The following is an 18,032-nucleotide window of genomic DNA, read 5'->3' as shown; positions in this document are numbered from 1 at the left end:
GCTGCCACGCATCGGCGAGTGGCTTCGTGAGACACCTGCAACTCCTTGTCGTCCGGGTAAGTTCGTTTGAGCCATCCTGCTATTTGCTCAGGTGACCACAGGCTTTGCAATTTAACTGCCACGATCTGCGCCAGTGCCGGATTGCGAGCCAACTTACATGCCTTTGGGCGTCGTCCTCGATCCCAGGCTGTCTCATCAGCCTTTGCCGCTCGGTAGCAAGCCTTGCCGCCATTGCGCTGGAGTTCGCGGCTGATGGTCGACGCAGCTCGCCTCAAGCGCTTGGCAACGCAGGGGATTGATTCACCTGCAGCTAACGCTCTGGAGATTTCTTCTCTCTCAGTCATACTGAGCGCCAAACGAGAGCGATGTCTCGTTGGTGGCCGGATGCCACCCGATGCACTCAGGATGGTGTGAATGGATGTGTGTAGCCGGTCAAACAGCTTGCCTATCTCGTGCAAGGTATCGCCAGCTTTCCAGCGATCCCACATCAGAGCTTTCTGAGCTTCGGTGTAGTAAATCCGCGGTCTTTGCTTCATGCCAACACTCCTTGCGCCAGAGGCGATCATTGTGTTGCATTGACCAGTTGAATCCACACTGCAAAACAGACATACAACCGAAGTGCCTTGGCCATTTCAAACAACACACAAAAGCCTAACTAACCACCAAAACAAAAAGCGCTCTAATGGAGCGCTTTTTTCATAGCATTCGAACCAAAGCTGGAAAGCTCTAAGCTTAAATACTGCAAGCAGAAATTACTCAGATGTTTCTAAGTTTACGACTTTGCAGTTACAAACCCTCGTCCCGCAAACCCGCATGGATGCTAGCCCGGGGTTTACGACTTTAATTGCGAATTTACGACTTTAATTACCCAGAATAAAAGCGCTAAAAAGCCGTTTACTGCGTTACTCCACGGTCACGGATTTGGCTAGATTACGTGGCTTATCTACGTCCGTGCCGCGTGCCACGGCCGTGTGGTAGGCCAGCAGCTGCAGCGGCACCACGTGCAAGATGGGGCTGAGTGCACCATAGTTCTCGGGCATGCGGATCACGTGCATGCCTTCTGCGTTGTCGATGTTGGTCTTGGCATCGGCCAGCACATACAGCACGCCGCCGCGCGCGCGCACTTCTTGCATGTTGCTCTTGAGTTTTTCCAGCAGCTCATCATTGGGCGCCACGGTGACCACGGGCATGGCGCTGTCCACCAAGGCCAGAGGCCCGTGCTTGAGCTCGCCCGCCGGGTAGGCCTCGGCATGGATGTAGGTGATCTCTTTAAGCTTGAGGGCACCTTCCATGGCAATCGGGTAATGCATGCCACGGCCCAGGAACAAAGCGTTGTGGTGCTTGGCAAAGTTCTCGGCCCAACTCACTACCTGCGGCTCCAGCGCCAGCACGGCCTGCAGCGCCACGGGCAGGTGGCGCATAGCGGTCAGGTATTGCTGCTCCTTGTCCTCTGTCAGCTTGCCTTTGGATTGCGCCAAAGCCAAGGTCAGCAAGAACAAACCGGCCAGCTGTGTCGTGAATGCCTTGGTCGATGCCACGCCAATTTCCACGCCGGCGCGGGTGATGTAGGCCAGCTTGCACTCGCGCACCATGGCGCTGGTGGCCACGTTGCAGATGGTCAGCGTGTGGGTCATACCCAGACTTTGCGCATGGCGCAGTGCGGCCAGTGTGTCGGCGGTTTCACCGGACTGGCTGATGGCGACCACCAAGGTCTTGGGGTTGGGCACGCTGGTGCGGTAGCGGTATTCACTGGCCACTTCCACGTTGCAGGGAATGCCGGCGATGCCTTCCAGCCAGTACTTGGCGGTACAGCCGCTGTAGTAGCTGGTGCCGCAGGCCAAAATCAAGACATTGTCGATGTCTTTGAACACCCGCCATGCCGCGGTGCCATCGGCACCATCAAACAACTCGGGGGCGATGTTGACGATGCCTTCGAGCGTGTCACCAATGGCGCGGGGTTGCTCGAAAATTTCTTTTTGCATGTAGTGGCGGTAAGGGCCTAACTCCACCGCGCCACTGTGGGCTTGCACAGTTTTGACGGGGCGCTGCTCGGGCAGCACAGCGTGACCGTCTTTGCCCGCAATCCAGTAGCGCCCAGGCTGCAAATCCACCAAATCACCCTCTTCCAGGTACACGATCTGGTCGGTTACGCCCGCCACGGCCATCGCGTCCGATGCTAGGAAGAACTCGCTGTTGTCTTGGCCCACGCCCAGCACCAGGGGCGAGCCGGCACGGCCGCCCACTACGCGGTGCGGCTCGTCCTTGTGCATCACGGCAATCGCGTAGGCGCCATGCAACTGGGCGCGCGCAGCCTTCACGGCATCAAACAAATCACCGTTGTACAGGCTGTCCACCAAATGACAGATGACCTCGGTGTCGGTCTGGCTGGCAAAGATGTAGCCCTTGGCTTGCAGATCGGTGCGCAGTTGTTCGTAGTTTTCAATGATGCCGTTGTGCACCAGTGCCACACGTGCGGGCTTGCCGCTGTCGATGGTTTCACCCGGGCCGTAGCTGAAATGCGGGTGGGCATTGCGCACCGCTGGCTCGCCGTGCGTGGCCCAGCGGGTGTGGGCAATGCCGGTCAGGCCCTGCAGGTCGTCGGTGGTGACCTGCTCCAGCAATTCCGCCACGCGCGCCGTGCTGCGCGCACGCTGCAGGCCCTGGCTGATGGGGCTGCCCGCCACCATGCGGTGCACGGCCACGCCGCAGGAGTCATAACCACGGTACTCCAGCCGCTGCAAGCCTTGCACCAGCAAAGGAACGATATTGCGCGTGGAAACTGCGCCAACGATGCCACACATAGGCGGAACTCCGGAAAGGTTGAAACGTGGCGTGATGCTAAAAGCATCCACACAAAACTTATGATCTATTTTCCTGAATAAAAGAAATTAAATTTCACATCAAATCATTAAAGAAATTAAATTTCAAAATCAAATGAAATCCGAAATAAATTCCCCTGAATTCTCACTCGATTTCACAGACCTGCAACTGCTAGACCTGCTGCAACGCGATGCGGGGCAAAGCAACCTGCATGTGGCTGAGCAATTGCATATCTCCCCACCCACCTGCCTGCGCCGCGTACGCCGCCTGCATGCACTGGGGCTGATTGAGCGGCAAGTGGCCATCGTACGCCCCGAAGCGGTGGCGCCCCTGGTGGGGCATGGCTTGCAAGCACTGGTGGAAGTGACGCTAGAGCGCCAGCACGCCGAGGCACTGGATGAGTTTGAAGCCTTGGCCGTGGCTGAAGACGGGGTACAGCAATGCTGGCGCGTTTCACCGGGGCCTGACTTTTTGCTGGTGGTGGCCTGCAGCGATATGCCTGCGTATTTGGCCCTGTCGCAACGCCTATTCACTGCCCACCGCAATGTGCGCAATGTGAAGACGTTTTTTGCCACCAAGCGCGCCAAGTTCAGCCCCCACCTGCCGCAACTGGCACACAAACCAGAAAACGCTTGAGCACCAGGCAACAATATTGATAGCTACCAGCGCAGTCTATATAAGCGTTAGAGGCCTATTGGATGCAAAATTAAACAGCAGCCGGCCAGTCCAGATGCACGGTGCAGCCGGCTTGCACCTGCGACTGCACCTCCCAGCGGGCGCCATGGCGCTGCGCCACCGTGTGCACCAGCGCCAGGCCACAGCCCACACCGGCAAACTCGCCCTCCCGGTGCATGCGCTGAAACAGCTCGCCAAGGCCTTGTGCACGGCTGGCGTCAAACCCCACGCCGTTGTCTTGCACCGTCAAACGCCAGCCGCCCGCTGCCAAAGGCTGCGCCTCCACACACACCTGCGGCTGTGGCTGCGTGGCAGAGAATTTGACGGCGTTGTCCAGCAGCGCTTGCATCGCAGAGCGCAAGCTGTCGGCATCGGCCATCACCCACACGGGCTGCTCAGGCAACACCCACTGCACCTGCGGATGCTGTGCTTGCAGAGGCTGCACTGCCGTCTGCACCAGCGCCGACCAGTTCAGCACCTCTAGGTGCAAGGCGGTGCGGGCCGTGCGTGAGATGTGGGCCAGGCCATCGAGCATGGCGCTCATCTTGCGGGCTGATTGCTCCATCGTGGCCGCAAACTCGCGCGCATCTTCTGCGGCGTAGCCCGCTTGGGGCGCTGCTGCGGCCAACTCTTCCACCGACTCTTTGAGCAGCGGTGCAAACGAGACCACATGCCGCAAGGGCGCGCGCAAATCGTGCGCCACGGCGCGCATCCAGGCCTCGTGCGCCGCATGCAAGCGATCCAGCTCAGCCCGCTGCTGCGCAATCAAGGCCAGCGCAGCTTCGAGCGTGGTGGGCACAGGGATGAACGCATGCATGGCAGGCTCCTTGACAGATCAGGGCTTGGGTTGTTTGGCGGGGCGCGTCCAGTTGGCAATGCTGACTTGCTTGCCACGCGCCACACTCAATGCACCCGGCTCGGTGCTCTTGGTAATGGTAGAGCCACCGCCCACCGTACCGCCAGCACCGATCGTCACTGGCGCCACCAGCACGCAGTTGCTGCCCACATGCACATCGGCCTCAATCACCGTGCGGTGCTTATTGGCGCCGTCGTAGTTGGCGGTGATGGAGCCCGCGCCGTAATTCACCCGCTCGCCCACGCTGGCATCGCCCAGGTAGGCCAAGTGGTTGGCCTTGGCGCCGTCGGCCAAGGTGGAGTTCTTCACTTCTACAAAGTTGCCGATGTGCACCTCCTTGCCCAGCTGCGCGCCGGGGCGCAAGCGTGCAAAGGGGCCAATCAGCGCGCCTTCGCCCACGCTGGCGCCCAGCTTTTCACCATCAATGTGGGTGTAGGGGTGAATCACCGCGCCCGCCGCAATCGTGGCATTGCTGATGTGGCAGTAGGCACCAATGCTGGCGCCTTCACCCAGTTCCACCTTGCCGGTGAAGATACAGCCCACATCAATTTCCACATCCGGCCCGCACAGCAGTTGCGCCGCATGACCGCGCACATCGTCGCGCAGGTCAAAGCGGGCGGGGTCGGCCAAGCGAATGCCTTGCTCCATCAAGCTGCGTGCCTGGCGCTGCTGGTGGGCGCGTTCCAGCTCGGCCAGCTGCAGCGGGCTGTTCACGCCAGCCACCTGCACGGCATCTGTGATGCGGTGGGCCACCACGTCCACACCATCGGCCACCGCCATGGCAACAATGTCGGTCAAATAGTACTCGCCTTGGGCGTTGTGGTTGTTCAGTTGTGCAAGCCAGTGCGCCAAGCGCTTTGCGGGCACGGCCATGATGCCACTGTAAATCTCGGTGATGGCGCGCTCGGCGTCGCTCGCGTCTTTTTGCTCGACGATGCGCTGCACCGTGCCTTGGGCATTGCGCACGATGCGGCCATAGCCCGTGGGGTTGTCCAGGGTGACAGTCAGCAGCGCCATGCGGCTGCCGCCAGCAGCTTCCACCAAGTCTTGCAGGGTGGATGCCTGGGTCAGCGGCACATCGCCCGAAAGCACGATGACCATGCCGTCCTGTGCCAGCGCAGGCACAGCCTGCTGCACGGCGTGGCCGGTGCCCAGCTGCGGCTCTTGGCGCACAAACTTCAAATCCAAAGCCTGACTGCTGCGGCCTTGGCCGATGGCCGCCTCCACCGCTGGTGCCCCATGGCCGGTAATCACCACGGCCGAGCGCGCCTGCAGCTGCGCGGCCGTATCCAGCACATGCTGCAGCAACGCACGGCCCGCCAGTTTTTGCAACACCTTGGGGTGCTTGCTTTTCATGCGGGTGCCTTTGCCGGCAGCCATGACGACGATATCAAGGGGAAGTGCGTGAGAGGAGGACATAAAAATCAATTGTGAAGCCAGCTACTGCCAGCGCTATGCGCCAGATTATCCCGCGCTGGCACACCTGCGCGTGAACACCTCGGCCAGACAGCCATCTGATTGGCGTGGGGCACACACGACAGGCTGCCCCGAAGTGTTTGACCTGCGTCAGCAAGCGCTGGGGGCGCCTGGGTTGCCCCCTTGGAGCCGCGCGGCCCTTTCTGCATTCTGTACAGCTTCGCGCCGCGCACACTGCCCCGCGCGCTTTTTCACCGTCTTCTCAGAGTGAATTGAAAGGATCGTTCATGACCTTTATGCCGTGGTCCAGTGCGCTCATGCTGGGCATTCCGCGCATCGATGCGCAGCACCAGACGCTGGTGCAATTGATCAACACCTTGTATGACGAGCTGAGCAACCCCATCCCTGAGCGCGCCGTCATCGGGCAGGTACTTGAAGGCTTGGTCGATTACACCCACAACCACTTCATTGAAGAAGAAGTGATGTTCCAGCGCTACGGCTATCCGCAAACGGCCGCGCACACTGCCGAACACGCCCACTTCACCGCCCAGGCCATGGATTGGCTGCTGCGCTTTGAGGCCGGGGAAGATGTCGACCTGGAGGCGCTGGACTTTCTCAAAGACTGGCTGCGCTGCCACATCCTTGAAGAAGACCGCGCGTATGTGCCGTTTTTCCAAGCGACCCTCGCCGCAGACAACACCGTATCACCGCCACCCGTTGCCATTAAAAAGTGAGCTACTGGCGCTTGTATTGCATGGATTTCAAATAATAAACACTCTCAAACCCATATTTCCCCAAGCGCAAACAGCTCATTTTTTCAAAGCATAAAAAAGCCGCCACCTTTTCCAAGGCAGCGGCTGGGGGCACGCACAGCGCCCAGTCTCTCCAAGCTGCAGGTGAATTGCGACTTCTGGCTTCTGGCTGCTGGCTTGGGCAGGCCAGTGCGTCGCCAACGGTCAGGCCAGCGTCACGCGGGCAAACTTGCGCTTGCCCACCTGCAGCACAAAAGTGCCCGCCTCTACCTTCAGGCCGCGGTCGCTGATGACGGTGCCGTCAATGCGCACGCCGCCGCCGTCGATCAGGCGGTTGGCTTCGCTGGTGGAAGGCGCCAGGTTGGCTTGCTTGAGCAAGGCACCAATCCCCATGGGCGCACCGGAGAGGCTCAGCTCCGGGATATCGTCGGGAATGCCGCCCTTGGCACGGTTGTTGAAGTCTTGCTCGGCCGCATCGGCGGCTGCAGCGCTGTGGAAACGCGTGGTGATTTCCTTGGCCAGCGCCACCTTGGCGTGCTTGGGGTTGCCGCCCGCAGCAATCTCAGCCTTGAGTTGGGCAATGTGCGCCAGGCTCTGGAAGGACAGCAGCGTGTACCAGTCCCACATCAGGTCGTCCGAAATCGACAACACCTTGGCAAACATGGTGTTGGCGTCTTCGGTGATGCCGATGTAGTTGTTCTTGGACTTGGACATCTTGTGCACGCCGTCCAGTCCCACCAGCAGCGGCATGGTGAGTACGCACTGCTGCTCTTGCCCATACTCGGCCTGCAGATGGCGCCCCATCATCAGGTTGAACTTCTGGTCCGTGCCGCCCAGCTCCAGGTCGGCCTTCAAGGCCACCGAGTCATAGCCCTGCAGCAGCGGGTACAAAAACTCGTGCAGGCTGATGGAGCTGCCTTCGGTAAAGCGGGTGTGAAAATCGTTGCGCTCCATCATGCGGGCCACGGTGTACTTGGCCGACAGCTCAATCATGCCGCGCGCGCCCAGCTTGTCGCACCATTCGCTGTTGTAACGCACCTCGGTCTTGGCCGGATCCAGCACCTTGGCTGCCTGGGTGTAGTACGTCTCGGCGTTGGCCTGGATTTGCTCTGCGGTCAGCGGCGGACGGGTCGAGTTACGGCCCGAAGGGTCGCCAATCAGCGTGGTGAAGTCACCGATCAAAAAGATCACTTGGTGACCCAAATCCTGCAACTGGCGCATTTTGTTGAGCACCACGGTGTGCCCCAAATGGATGTCCGGCGCTGTAGGATCCAAGCCCAGCTTGATGCGCAGCGGCACCCCGGTTGCCGCCGAGCGCGCCAGCTTTTGTGTCCAGTCAGCTTCTGGTAACAATTCGTCAACGCCGCGCAAGGTGATTTCAAGCGCTTGTCTTACAGACTCAGTGACCGGGTATGTTGTAACAGCATTTTGATTCATAAGGGTTTTTTCCAGCGCGGGGTATAGGCCCCCCGGTATAATTTCGGATCTATTGCAGTGACCAATTCTAGTCGGCAAGGCATTTACATACTGGTAAATGGCCACTATGCTGACAGAACGCGTGCCCCATGCCTCACATGCCTTTCCGTCTTCAAGGTACGCACACTTCCCAGGAACCCAGGTTTTGAATCACAAACTAGTTTCTGCCGGCAGTGCTTTCCTTGCACAGCTGGCACAGTCCATCCAGCGCCACCCGAAACGCCTGACCGCCGCGATTGCAACCCTCATGCTCACCGCAGGAGGTGGCGCCTTCGCCGTTGCGTCCCTGGGTCCAGATCCTGCCGACATGCCGGTGCGCACGCTCACCCAAACCATCCCCTCGCTGGTCGAGGGCAGCACGCTGGCCGACCTGACAGATCTGAACGATTTTTCGCTGTTCCGCACGGACTACACCCGCTCCAGCGACACCCCAGAATCGCTGCTGCAGCGTCTGGGGATTGCAGACCCCAGCGCTTCGGCCTTTTTGCGCAGCAATGAGCTGGTTCGCCAGCACGTTTTCAGCCGCAATGGCCGCTTGGTGTCCGCCGAGGCCAGTAACGACCACCAGCTGCGCAAGCTGACCGTGCGCTGGATTGAGAGCGAAGACAGCCAAAACTTTCAGCGTTTGGTGCTGGAGCGCGATGCCCAAGGCCAATTTGTCAGCACCGTCTCGACCGCACCGCTGGTCGTCAACACCCGCCTGACAGGCGGCACCATCCACAGCACCTTGTTTGCCGCCACCGACGCTGCAGGCTTGCCCGACGCCGTGGCCGTGCAAGTGGTCGATATTTTTTCGGACATCAACTTCCACCGCCTGCACAAGGGCGACCGTTTCTCCGTCATCTACGAAACCCTGGAAGCCGACGGCGAGTTCTTGCGCTCTGGCCGGGTGCTGGCCGCAGAATTCCAAAACCGCGACAAGCTGCACCAGGCCATGTGGTTCCAAGAGCCCGGCCAACGTGGCTCTTACTACGCCATGGACGGCTCCAGCCTGCGCCGTGCCTATCTGAATTCCCCCGTGGAATTCTCGCGCGTCAGCAGCACCTTTGCCATGCGCAAGCACCCCATCCACAACACATGGCGCCGCCATTTGGGCACCGACTTTGCAGCCACCACCGGCACCAAAGTGCGTACCGTGGGTGATGGCGTGGTTGAGTTTGCGGGTTGGCAAAACGGCTATGGCAACGTCATCTACGTCAAGCATGCCAACACTGCCCACGTGACCGTCTACGCCCACCTGAGCCGTATTGACGTGAAAAAGGGGCAGTCCGTAGAACAAGGTCAATTCATTGGTGCTGTCGGCTCTACCGGCTGGTCCACAGGGCCGCACCTGCATTTTGAATTCCGTGTGAATGGCAACCACCAAGATCCCCAGGCCATCATCGCCAAGAGCGAAGCCAACGAAATTTCCGAGAAAGTTCGCAAGCAGTTTGCTAAGCATGCAGAACATATGCACACGCAGCTGGCATCGGCAGAGCTGATTCGCCAAGCCAGCGCCCAATAAGGGTGTGCTAACCTCCTGAGGGCCTCGAGCAATCGAGGCCCTTTTTCTTTGCCTGCCGCGTTTGTATGCCCACTGCCCACCTCTCTGCCCCTGATCGCACCGCCCTGTATATCGGCCTGATGTCCGGCACCTCGCTCGACGGCGTGGACGGCGTGCTGGTGCAGTGGGATGCCCAGCAGCACCTGCACGTGCTCGCATACGCCGCCCAGGGCTTTGCTCCGGATTTGCGGCAAGAACTGCTGGCGCTCAATACCCCCCAAGGCTGCAATGAGCTGCACCGTGCCGCGCTGGCGGGCAATGCCATCAGCCTCGCTTATGCTGACGTGGTGCAGCAGTTGCTGGACCAAAGCCGCACCCCGGCCAGCCACGTGAGCGCGATTGGCGCCCACGGCCAAACGGTGCGCCACCAGCCCCAGCAACACGATGGCACCGGCTACACCTTGCAACTGCAAAACCCAGCCCTGCTGGCAGAGCGCACGGGCATCACCGTCGTCGCCGACATGCGCAGCCGCGATGTGGCTGCAGGCGGCCAAGGCGCCCCTTTGGTGCCAGCATTCCACCAAGGCATCTTCAGCCGTACGGACCGCAGCACCGCCGTGCTCAACATCGGTGGCATTGCGAATATCAGTCTGCTGCCTGCCTCCGGCGCATCAATGCCTGTGATGGGTTTTGACTGTGGGCCCGGCAACGCGTTGATGGATTGGTGGTGCCTGCAGCACACCGGCGCAGCCTATGACAACCAAGGCCAATGGGCCGCGGCTGGCACGGTGCAGCCCGCGCTGCTGCAGTTGCTGCTGTCAGAGCCGTTTTTGCAGCTACCCCCTCCCAAAAGCACGGGGCGCGACCTCTTCAATCCCAGTTGGCTGCACACGCAGTTGCAAGCCTTGGCTCACACACCCAGCCCGCAGGATGTGCAAGCCACCCTCACCGCCTTCACCGCCCACAGCTGCGCACAGGCGGTGATGCGGCATGCACCCAACAGTGACAGCTTGCTGGTGTGCGGCGGTGGCGCTCTGAATACCGAGTTGATGCGCCAGCTCCAAGCCCTGCTGCCGCATGTCCATGTACAAAGCACGGCCGCATGCGGCTTGCCACCGCTGCAGGTGGAAGCTGCTGCCTTTGCCTGGCTGGCCCGCCAATGCATGCTGGGTTTGCCCGGCAATTTGCCCGCCGTCACGGGCGCGCACGGGCCACGCATTCTGGGTGCGATTTATCCCGCCTGATGCAGCAGCGGCGCTTAGTCGTGCCCGTCTGGCGCGCTGCGCACCTTTTCATCCGGCTCTAGCTGGCTAAACACCAAAGTGGCCGCCAAGGTCATCACCCCCACCGTCACAAACGTGGCTTGCAGCGCCAGCAGCTTGTAGCCTTCGCGCGCCTGCCACATGTCGGCATAGCCCGCGAGCACCGCTCCAGCTGTGGCCACGCCCATGCTCATCGCCAGCATCTGCACCATCGACAGCAGACTGTTGCCGCTGCTGGCCGACTCACCGGTCATGTCCTTGAGCGTGACCGAATTCATGGCCGAGAACTGCATCGAGTTGACGGCGCCAAACACAAACAATTGCGCCACGATCAGCCACACCGGCTGTGCGGGGCTGACCAGCCCCAGGCCCGCAATCATCACGCCCAGCAACACCGAATTCACCTGCAGCACACGCTTGTAACCAAAGCGCAGCACCGTCTGCACAGCCACGCGTTTGACCAGCATGCCGCCCAGCACCGTGGCCAGCATCATCGTGCCCGCATGAAAGGGCGACAAACCCAAGCCCACCTGCAGCATCAGCGGCACCAAAAAGGGTGCTGCCCCACTGCCCAAGCGGGCAAACAAATTACCCAGCAAGCCCACGCGCAATGAGCGCACGCTAAATAGCGATGGGGCAAACAAGGGCTGGCTGCTGCGTAGCGCGTGCATCCAGTACGCTGCCAGACTGGCCATGCCGAACACCAGCAGCACGGCCACCAGGGCATGCCCCATCCCCACACCGGACAAACCATCCAGCGCCAGCGACACCCCCACCATGCCAGCGGCCAGCAAGGCAAAGCCCACACCGTCAAATGAGCGCTTGGGCTGCTGATCGTTCAGCGGCATCCAGCGCCATGCCGCCCACACGCCCACGATGCCAATCGGCACATTGATCCAAAAAATCCAGTGCCACGATGCAAACTCCACCAGCCAGCCCCCCACCGCCGGCCCCATCAAGGGCCCCACCTGCCCCGGAATGGCAATGAAACTCATGGCGCGGATGAAGGCATCGCGCGGATAGGCGCGCAGCACTGCCAGCCGCCCCACGGGCAGCATCATGGCGCCGCCCACCCCCTGCACCACCCGCGCCATCACCAAAAACTGCAGCGTAGGGGCCAGCGCACACAAGACCGAGCCCAGCACAAACAACGCCATGGCCGCCGTGTAAATACGGCGTGTACCAAAGCGGTCTGCCACCCAGCCCGTGGCTGGAATCAACATGGCCGTCGTCAGCGCATAGGCCACCACCACCGACTGCATATGCAGCGGGCTTTGCCCCAGGGATGCCGCCATGCTGGGCAAGGCCGTGTTCAAAATCGTGGCATCCAGCGACTGCATGAAAAAGCCAATGGCCACCAGCCACAGCAGGGGCTCTTGCTTGCTTGCAGGTTGACTCATATTGTTTTTCATAGCTGCTAGCGCTTATCCAATCTACGTTTTAAGCCAATTTGGTCGCAAAAAAGCCGCTGGCAAGCAGCGGCTTTTGGGAAGGGGAAAACAGACGCAATCGGCGCTGTTACACCGAGAAGCTTGAGCCGCAACCGCAAGTGGTCTGGGCATTGGGGTTCTTGATCACAAACTGCGCGCCCTGCAGATCTTCCTTGTAGTCGATCTCTGCACCAATCAGGTACTGGTAGCTCATGGCGTCAATCAACAGCGACACACCGTTTTTGGTCATGGTGGTGTCGTCGTCATTGGTGATTTCATCAAAAGTGAAACCATACTGGAAACCCGAGCAACCGCCGCCTTGCACAAATACGCGCAGCTTCAGGTCTGGGTTGCCTTCTTCCGCAATCAGGTCGGCCACCTTGGCAGCTGCGCTGTCGGTGAAGACGATGGGATCAGGCATTTCAGTGGTGGTGGGTTCTGCAACGGCGCTCATGGGGATACTCCGAGTGTTCTTCTCAAAATCGGCTGTAATGGTACTGCGTTTTGCTCAGGAATTAGGCCAGCGCCCAGCTTTGACGCCAGTCGCAGTGGGGGCATTGCCCGCCACCTTTCCCGCACAGACCCAGCGGTAAAGCCCACAAAAAAGCCGCCACACCCGAAGGCAGAAGCGGCTTTTTTGTGAGGAGGCTGCACCGAAGCGCAGCCTGCCAAAGGTCTGAAACGAATTAACGCTTCGAGAACTGCTTGGCGCGACGAGCACCACGCAGACCGACCTTCTTACGCTCAACTTCACGAGCGTCGCGAGTCACGAAGCCGGCTTGGCTCAGTGCAGGCTTCAACGCTGCGTCATAGTCGATCAGCGCACGAGTCACGCCGTGGCGCACTGCACCGGCTTGACCGGATTCGCCGCCGCCGTGCACGTTCACCAGCACGTCGAAAGCTTCCAGATTGCCAGTCAGCGCCAGAGGCTGCTTAGCGATCATGATGGAGGTTTCGCGGCCGAAGTACTGCTGAATGTCTTTGCCATTCACAGTGATCTTGCCGGAGCCCTTTTTCAGGAATACACGAGCCACGCTGGACTTGCGACGGCCTGTACCGTTGTTCCAATCACCAATCATTGAGGTCTCCTTAGATTTCCAGAGCCTTAGGCTGCTGTGCGGTATGGGGGTGCTCAGCACCGCCGTACACCTTCAGCTTCTTGATCATGGCGTAGCCCAGGGGACCCTTGGGCAACATGCCCTTGACGGCCTTTTCCAGAGCGCGGCCAGGGAACTTAGCCTGGAGGTCGCGGAAGTTGGTGGCAGTGATGCCGCCAGGATAACCAGAGTGACGGTAGTACACCTTGTCCAGGTTCTTGGTGCCAGTGACCTTGAGCTTGGAGGCGTTGATGATGACGATGTAGTCGCCGGTGTCAACGTGAGGTGTGTAGATTGCCTTGTGCTTGCCGCGCAGACGGAGTGCCACTTCGCTGGCGACACGTCCGAGCACCTTATCGGTGGCGTCAATCACAAACCACTCGTGTTGCACCTCAGCGGGCTTTGCGCTGAATGTAGACATGAGATTTCTCTTTCAAGAAGGTTTGGAAGGCCCTTTTCCGCGGTCGGTGCTTCTTCTTAAATTCATTGCTGAACTAGGAAGCCTCTTAGGCGGTAACTACCAAAGCCTCGGCAAAACCTCTGCTTTAGTACTTCGCCGCGGGGCCATAAAATCGCTGCGAAGCCCGCCATTATACAAAATAGCGTCCAATAGCGCCATCAGCACCTGGTGTTGGTGTGGATTTACCCGCATCAGCGGCAATCCCCGCACACTGGCGCCATCCTGCGGCCTTGGGCCGCCGCCCCGCTGCAGCCTGGACTGCCGCACGAACCGAAAAGAATGCACACCTATGTTTAGCTACCGCCACGGCTTTCACGCCGGCAACCACGCCGATGTACTCAAGCACACGATCTTGATCGCCGCCCTGCAGCACATGGCGCAAAAAGACACCGCCATCAGCGTGATCGACACGCACGCGGGTGCGGGTCTGTACCGCCTGGACGGCGACTTTGCCAACACCAGCGGCGAAGCCAAGGGCGGCATTGAGCGCCTGCTCGATACACCCCTGGATGAATTAACCCCGGCCTTGCGTGCCTATGTAGAAACCGTGCGCAGCGTCAACCAGGGCAAGGGCGTTAAAACCTACCCCGGTTCGCCGTTCATCATCCAAAGCCTGCTGCGCCCGCAAGACAAGCTGCGCCTGTTTGAGCTGCACCCCAATGACTGGCGCTCGCTGGACGGCAACATGGCCCAGCTGGAAGCAGGCAAGCAGGTGGAAGTGCTGATGGAAGACGGCTTCAACGGCATCAAGCGCTTTTTGCCCCCGCCTTCGCGCCGCGGCTTTTTGCTGTGCGACCCCAGCTATGAAATGAAGACCGACTATGGCCGCGTGCTGACCATGATCGAAGACGCCCTGGTACGCTTTGCCACCGGCACCTATGCCGTGTGGTACCCCATCATTCCGCGCCAGGATGCACACGATTTGCCCAAGCGCCTCAAAACCCTGACCACCAAGGCTGGCAAGGGCTGGCTGCACGCCACGCTCACCGTCAAGGGCAGCAAGATCCGCAGCGAAGTGAACGACTGGGGCAACACCGCCGAAGGCAAGCGCCCCGGCCTGCCTGCCAGCGGCATGTTCATCATCAACCCGCCCTTCACACTGCGCGCTGCACTCAAGGAAACGCTGCCGCAAATGCAAAAGCTGCTGGCGCAAGACAAAAACGCCGCACACACGCTGGAGTTTGGGGAGTAAATCCACACCCCCATCGCCACGCAAAAAAAGGAGCTGCCCGCGCGCTTGCAAAAAGAGTTTCAGATGCTTATCACACTGAAATCCTTGATGTTTGAGCGCTGGCAGCTCCTTTTTTATTGAGCCGGCGTGCTACACCTGCTGCACGTACCAAGGGGCAAGTGGGCGCGCCTTAATTGCTGGCAGCCAACAGTGCCTCGGGGCAGCTATCTTCGCCCTCGTCGAGCTTGTAGATTTCTACCGACTTCACGCCTTTACCCAGCATGCCGATTTCTTCGGCCGCCGCCTTGCTCAAGTCAATCACGCGGTTTTTCACAAACGGACCACGGTCGTTCACGCGCACCACCACCGCTTGGCCGGTGCTTTTGCTGCGCACACACAACTGGGTGCCGAACTCGTACGTGGGGTGGGCGGCCGTCAACTCGTACTGGTTAAAGCGCTCGCCATTCGCCGTCTTGCGGCCATGAAATCCGGGGCCGTACCACGAGGCAACGCCTTGCTGATCGACTTCGGGCCATTCCAGTTCATACAAGCGCTCTTGCATCGCCTTGGCCGGATCCTTCATACGATCTGGCCGCAAAGGGGGGGGCGCCATCTTGGCCAACAATTCCGCACCGGTGCGGGAGCTGGCTTGGGGCGCACGCACGGCATCGCCCTGGGCGGGTGTAGTGCGCTCGGTGGGCAGGGGCGCGCAAGCGCTTAACAACGCAGCCAGCAGCACCGATGCTGCTGGCAAGACACGCGGACGTGCCAAAGATAAAAAAGACACACTAACGGAAACAGGCTGGCACCCATGTGCTTGCATGGTCTGACCCTTCTAACGGTGAGCGCACGATAAGCACCACCAGAAAGCCAGCGCGTTCCGCTCAAGCCATTACAAGCCCAATCGGTCGCACAGCTCCAAGGTAGCAGCGCTCTGGTTCATCGTATAAAAGTGCAAGCCCGGTGCGCCTTGATCGCGCAACTGCTCGCACAAGCGTGTGACCACATCCATGCCGAAGGCGCGAATCGAGGTCACATCGTCCCCGTAGGCCTGCAGGCGCAGGCGGATCCAGCGGGGAATCTCAGCGCCGGTCGCATCGGAAAAGCGCATGAGTTGAGAGGAATTAAGGATGGGCATGATACCGGGAACCACCGGCACCTGCACGCCAAGTGCTTGAATCCCTTCAACAAAACGGAAATACGCGTCGGCATTGTAGAAGTATTGGGTGATGCCGCTGTGTGCGCCCGCCTGGATTTTTGTAGCAAAAGCTTTCAGGTCTGCCTCGGGAGATTTGGCCTGCGGGTGGGTCTCGGGGTAGGCCGCCACCTCGATGTGGAACCAGTCGCCAAACTCGTTGCGGATGAATTCCACCAGGTCGCTGGCATGGTGAAATTCACCGCCCAAGCCATAGCCACTGGGCAAATCGCCGCGCAGCGCCACCAGGCGTTTCACGCCCATGTCCTTGAGCTCTTGCAGCTCTGCGCGCACCTTGGCGCTGGTGGCGCCGATGCACGAGAAGTGGCAGGCTGCCTGCATGCCTTCGGCCTGAATATCACGCACCATGCTGAAAGTGCCCGCTTGGGTGGAACCACCCGCGCCGTAGGTCACCGAGCAAAACTCGGGCTGGCGGGCATACAAATCCTTACGCACTTGCACATGCTTGGCCGCGCCTTCGGGCGTTTTGGTGGGAAAAAACTCAAAGCTGATGGGGAAGTTGCTGGTCTTTGCATTGGCCACGGTCATCACTCCTCGCCTGCCCTCCCGGCAGGCTGTCTGCAATCATGTTGTCTGAGACAAGCTGGCAGCCCCTGCCGGCCTGTCTCTCACGTCCGCCACATCCACCACGCCATGCGGCGTGCAAGCGGCACACCGCACAGGCGGTGCCGGACTTATTTGGCGTTCTTGCGCTTGGGGCGCGCAGGGCCCGGCACGTTGTAGCCGTCTTCTTCGTCGTCAATCACGTCAATGCGCTTGAGCTCGCGCAGCACGGTGCGCGAGACGCGCTTGGCCGCAGGCGCAGCAGGCTGGTCGGGCAGTGGCTCGTCCAGGTTCTTGATGCTGGCGCCTTGCACCGCATGCACAAAGAATTCGTGGTTGCCGTCGCCGCCTTCAATGGCGGAATCCATCCAGCCCTTCACTTGCAGGCCCAACTCGGCCAGGCAATCGCACACGCGCTGTTTCACCTCTTGGTACAGGGCCGGGTCGCGCACAATGCCGCCCTTGCCGACCTGGCCGGGCTGCAGCTCAAACTGGGGTTTGACCAGCATCAGCAACTGGCCATGGGGCTTGAGCAGGCGCACCACGGCGGGCAACACCAGCGTCAGCGAGATGAAGGACACATCGCCCGTGACAAAGTCAAACGCCGGGGTGGTATCTACATCCGCGTAGGCTTCTTTACGGCGGCGCTCGGTGGGCACACAGCCCTCTTCGCGCGCCTTGGCCTTGGCGGCACGCTCGGCCTTGAAGGCTTCGATGTCGGTGTCCTTGGCGTCGTTGCTGTCGTCGTAGTCTTCGGCGATTTCACCGCCGTTGCGCATCCACGCATACGGGGCCTGGGGCAGGGTGTCGTTGTCTTCTTCCTCTTCCCAGCGCTCGGAAATCACTTCTTCGCAGGCATCTTGCAAGATCTCTGCGGTCATGGAACGCGCATTCACGCCCTCCACACAAATCACGCGCACGTCTGCACGCAGGCTGTCGTGCAGCTGGCCCTGGCCCACGTCCACGCCAATCACCTGGGCTGCGCCGTGCTTGAGCAGGCAGTCGGTAAAACCACCGGTGCTTTGCCCCACATCCAGGCAACGCAGGCCTTGCACGTTCACGCCCGTGGCGGCCAGTGCGCCTTCCAGCTTCAAACCACCGCGGGAGATGAATTTGACTTCGGCGTCATCCAGCAGCTTGAGCTCAGCGCCCACAGGGATATCGTCACCGTTTTTGACGACTTTTTTCCAAGGGGCCAGCGGCGTCAAGCGCCACTCCACGCCCGAAGCAATCAGGCGCTGGGCCTGCGAACGGGTGCTGGCATGACCGTGGTCCACCAAAAATACATCTGCGCGCATGGCGTAGTTTCCTTTTATTCACTCAAATTGGCCTCTAGCGCTTATCTGATAAGCGTTAGCAGCTATCTATTTACAGC

The 18,032-nt window shown here is 60.2% G+C and carries 17 protein-coding genes; 5 read left to right on the top strand and 12 right to left on the bottom strand.

The annotated features are described in order from the left end of the window. Positions 1 to 536 (bottom strand): helix-turn-helix domain-containing protein (locus tag B3R00_RS04590; RefSeq protein ID WP_286997702.1); only part of this gene is annotated, 536 nt, incomplete at its 3' end. A gap of 366 nt (positions 537 to 902) precedes the next feature. After that, a complete protein-coding gene (gene glmS, locus B3R00_RS04585) occupies positions 903 to 2,801 on the bottom strand; it encodes a glutamine--fructose-6-phosphate transaminase (isomerizing) (RefSeq protein ID WP_286997701.1) in 1,899 nt (632 codons plus the stop codon). A gap of 133 nt (positions 2,802 to 2,934) precedes the next feature. On the opposite strand from glmS, the gene B3R00_RS04580 reads away from it, so the two are divergent. Further along, complete coding sequence (locus B3R00_RS04580) at positions 2,935 to 3,456, top strand: Lrp/AsnC family transcriptional regulator (protein ID WP_286997700.1); 522 nt, start codon at positions 2,935 to 2,937, stop codon at positions 3,454 to 3,456. Between the two features lie 70 nt (positions 3,457 to 3,526). Here B3R00_RS04580 and B3R00_RS04575 read toward each other — a convergent pair whose 3' ends face one another. Beyond that, positions 3,527 to 4,312, bottom strand: coding sequence for a sensor histidine kinase (locus B3R00_RS04575; RefSeq protein ID WP_286997699.1), 786 nt, complete (start codon positions 4,310 to 4,312; stop codon positions 3,527 to 3,529). An 18-nt stretch (positions 4,313 to 4,330) separates the two neighbouring features. Next, complete coding sequence (glmU, locus tag B3R00_RS04570) at positions 4,331 to 5,770, bottom strand: bifunctional UDP-N-acetylglucosamine diphosphorylase/glucosamine-1-phosphate N-acetyltransferase GlmU (protein WP_286997697.1); 1,440 nt, start codon at positions 5,768 to 5,770, stop codon at positions 4,331 to 4,333. 284 nt (positions 5,771 to 6,054) lie between these two features. Between glmU and B3R00_RS04565 the strand changes: the two genes are divergently transcribed. Next, on the top strand, positions 6,055 to 6,501 hold the full coding sequence (locus B3R00_RS04565; protein ID WP_286997694.1) for a bacteriohemerythrin: 447 nt from the start codon (positions 6,055 to 6,057) through the stop codon (positions 6,499 to 6,501). Positions 6,502 to 6,723: 222 nt separating this feature from the next. On the opposite strand, the gene tyrS is transcribed toward B3R00_RS04565, so the two are convergent. After that, on the bottom strand, positions 6,724 to 7,956 hold the full coding sequence (gene tyrS, locus B3R00_RS04560) for a tyrosine--tRNA ligase (RefSeq protein WP_286997693.1): 1,233 nt from the start codon (positions 7,954 to 7,956) through the stop codon (positions 6,724 to 6,726). Between the two features lie 184 nt (positions 7,957 to 8,140). Between tyrS and B3R00_RS04555 the strand changes: the two genes are divergently transcribed. Beyond that, positions 8,141 to 9,499: a M23 family metallopeptidase gene (locus B3R00_RS04555; RefSeq protein ID WP_286997691.1), complete on the top strand. Its 1,359-nt coding sequence runs from the start codon at positions 8,141 to 8,143 to the stop codon at positions 9,497 to 9,499. 65 nt (positions 9,500 to 9,564) lie between these two features. Next, the gene (locus B3R00_RS04550) at positions 9,565 to 10,722 is read left to right on the top strand and encodes an anhydro-N-acetylmuramic acid kinase (RefSeq protein ID WP_286997690.1); all 1,158 of its coding nucleotides are present in this window, start codon (positions 9,565 to 9,567) and stop codon (positions 10,720 to 10,722) included. 14 nt (positions 10,723 to 10,736) lie between these two features. Here the strand turns inward: B3R00_RS04550 and mdtD are convergent, their stop codons facing one another. From mdtD to rplM, 4 genes are all read right to left on the bottom strand, one after another. After that, positions 10,737 to 12,140: a multidrug transporter subunit MdtD gene (gene mdtD / locus B3R00_RS04545; RefSeq protein ID WP_286997688.1), complete on the bottom strand. Its 1,404-nt coding sequence runs from the start codon at positions 12,138 to 12,140 to the stop codon at positions 10,737 to 10,739. A gap of 118 nt (positions 12,141 to 12,258) precedes the next feature. Then, on the bottom strand, positions 12,259 to 12,624 hold the full coding sequence (gene erpA / locus B3R00_RS04540; protein WP_284213728.1) for an iron-sulfur cluster insertion protein ErpA: 366 nt from the start codon (positions 12,622 to 12,624) through the stop codon (positions 12,259 to 12,261). A gap of 232 nt (positions 12,625 to 12,856) precedes the next feature. Continuing rightward, positions 12,857 to 13,249 (bottom strand): 30S ribosomal protein S9, encoded by a 393-nt coding sequence (gene rpsI, locus B3R00_RS04535; protein WP_219162962.1) that lies wholly within the window; start codon positions 13,247 to 13,249, stop codon positions 12,857 to 12,859. A gap of 10 nt (positions 13,250 to 13,259) precedes the next feature. After that, positions 13,260 to 13,688 carry a 50S ribosomal protein L13 gene (gene rplM, locus B3R00_RS04530; protein ID WP_219162963.1) on the bottom strand — a complete coding sequence of 143 codons (429 nt, stop codon included), beginning with the start codon at positions 13,686 to 13,688 and terminating at the stop codon, positions 13,260 to 13,262. A gap of 328 nt (positions 13,689 to 14,016) precedes the next feature. On the opposite strand from rplM, the gene B3R00_RS04525 reads away from it, so the two are divergent. Continuing rightward, positions 14,017 to 14,919: a 23S rRNA (adenine(2030)-N(6))-methyltransferase RlmJ gene (locus B3R00_RS04525; protein ID WP_286997685.1), complete on the top strand. Its 903-nt coding sequence runs from the start codon at positions 14,017 to 14,019 to the stop codon at positions 14,917 to 14,919. Between the two features lie 169 nt (positions 14,920 to 15,088). On the opposite strand, the gene B3R00_RS04520 is transcribed toward B3R00_RS04525, so the two are convergent. The 3 genes from B3R00_RS04520 to B3R00_RS04510 all read right to left on the bottom strand — a co-directional run bounded on the left by B3R00_RS04520 (position 15,089) and on the right by B3R00_RS04510 (position 17,955). After that, on the bottom strand, positions 15,089 to 15,670 hold the full coding sequence (locus B3R00_RS04520; RefSeq protein ID WP_286997683.1) for a septal ring lytic transglycosylase RlpA family protein: 582 nt from the start codon (positions 15,668 to 15,670) through the stop codon (positions 15,089 to 15,091). A 120-nt stretch (positions 15,671 to 15,790) separates the two neighbouring features. Beyond that, complete coding sequence (gene metF / locus B3R00_RS04515) at positions 15,791 to 16,642, bottom strand: methylenetetrahydrofolate reductase [NAD(P)H] (protein ID WP_286997681.1); 852 nt, start codon at positions 16,640 to 16,642, stop codon at positions 15,791 to 15,793. 146 nt (positions 16,643 to 16,788) lie between these two features. Continuing rightward, entirely contained in the window at positions 16,789 to 17,955 is a 1,167-nt protein-coding gene (locus tag B3R00_RS04510; RefSeq protein WP_219162966.1) for a TlyA family RNA methyltransferase, read from the bottom strand. Positions 17,956 to 18,032 lie beyond the last annotated feature (77 nt).

This window comes from Comamonas sp. UBA7840 (assembly GCF_002501455.1).
GTDB classification, from domain to species: Bacteria; Pseudomonadota; Gammaproteobacteria; order Burkholderiales; family Burkholderiaceae_C; genus Comamonas; species Comamonas jiangduensis.
Note: the sequence above shows the minus strand (reverse complement) of the source record. Positions and strands in the feature narration are given on the sequence as shown.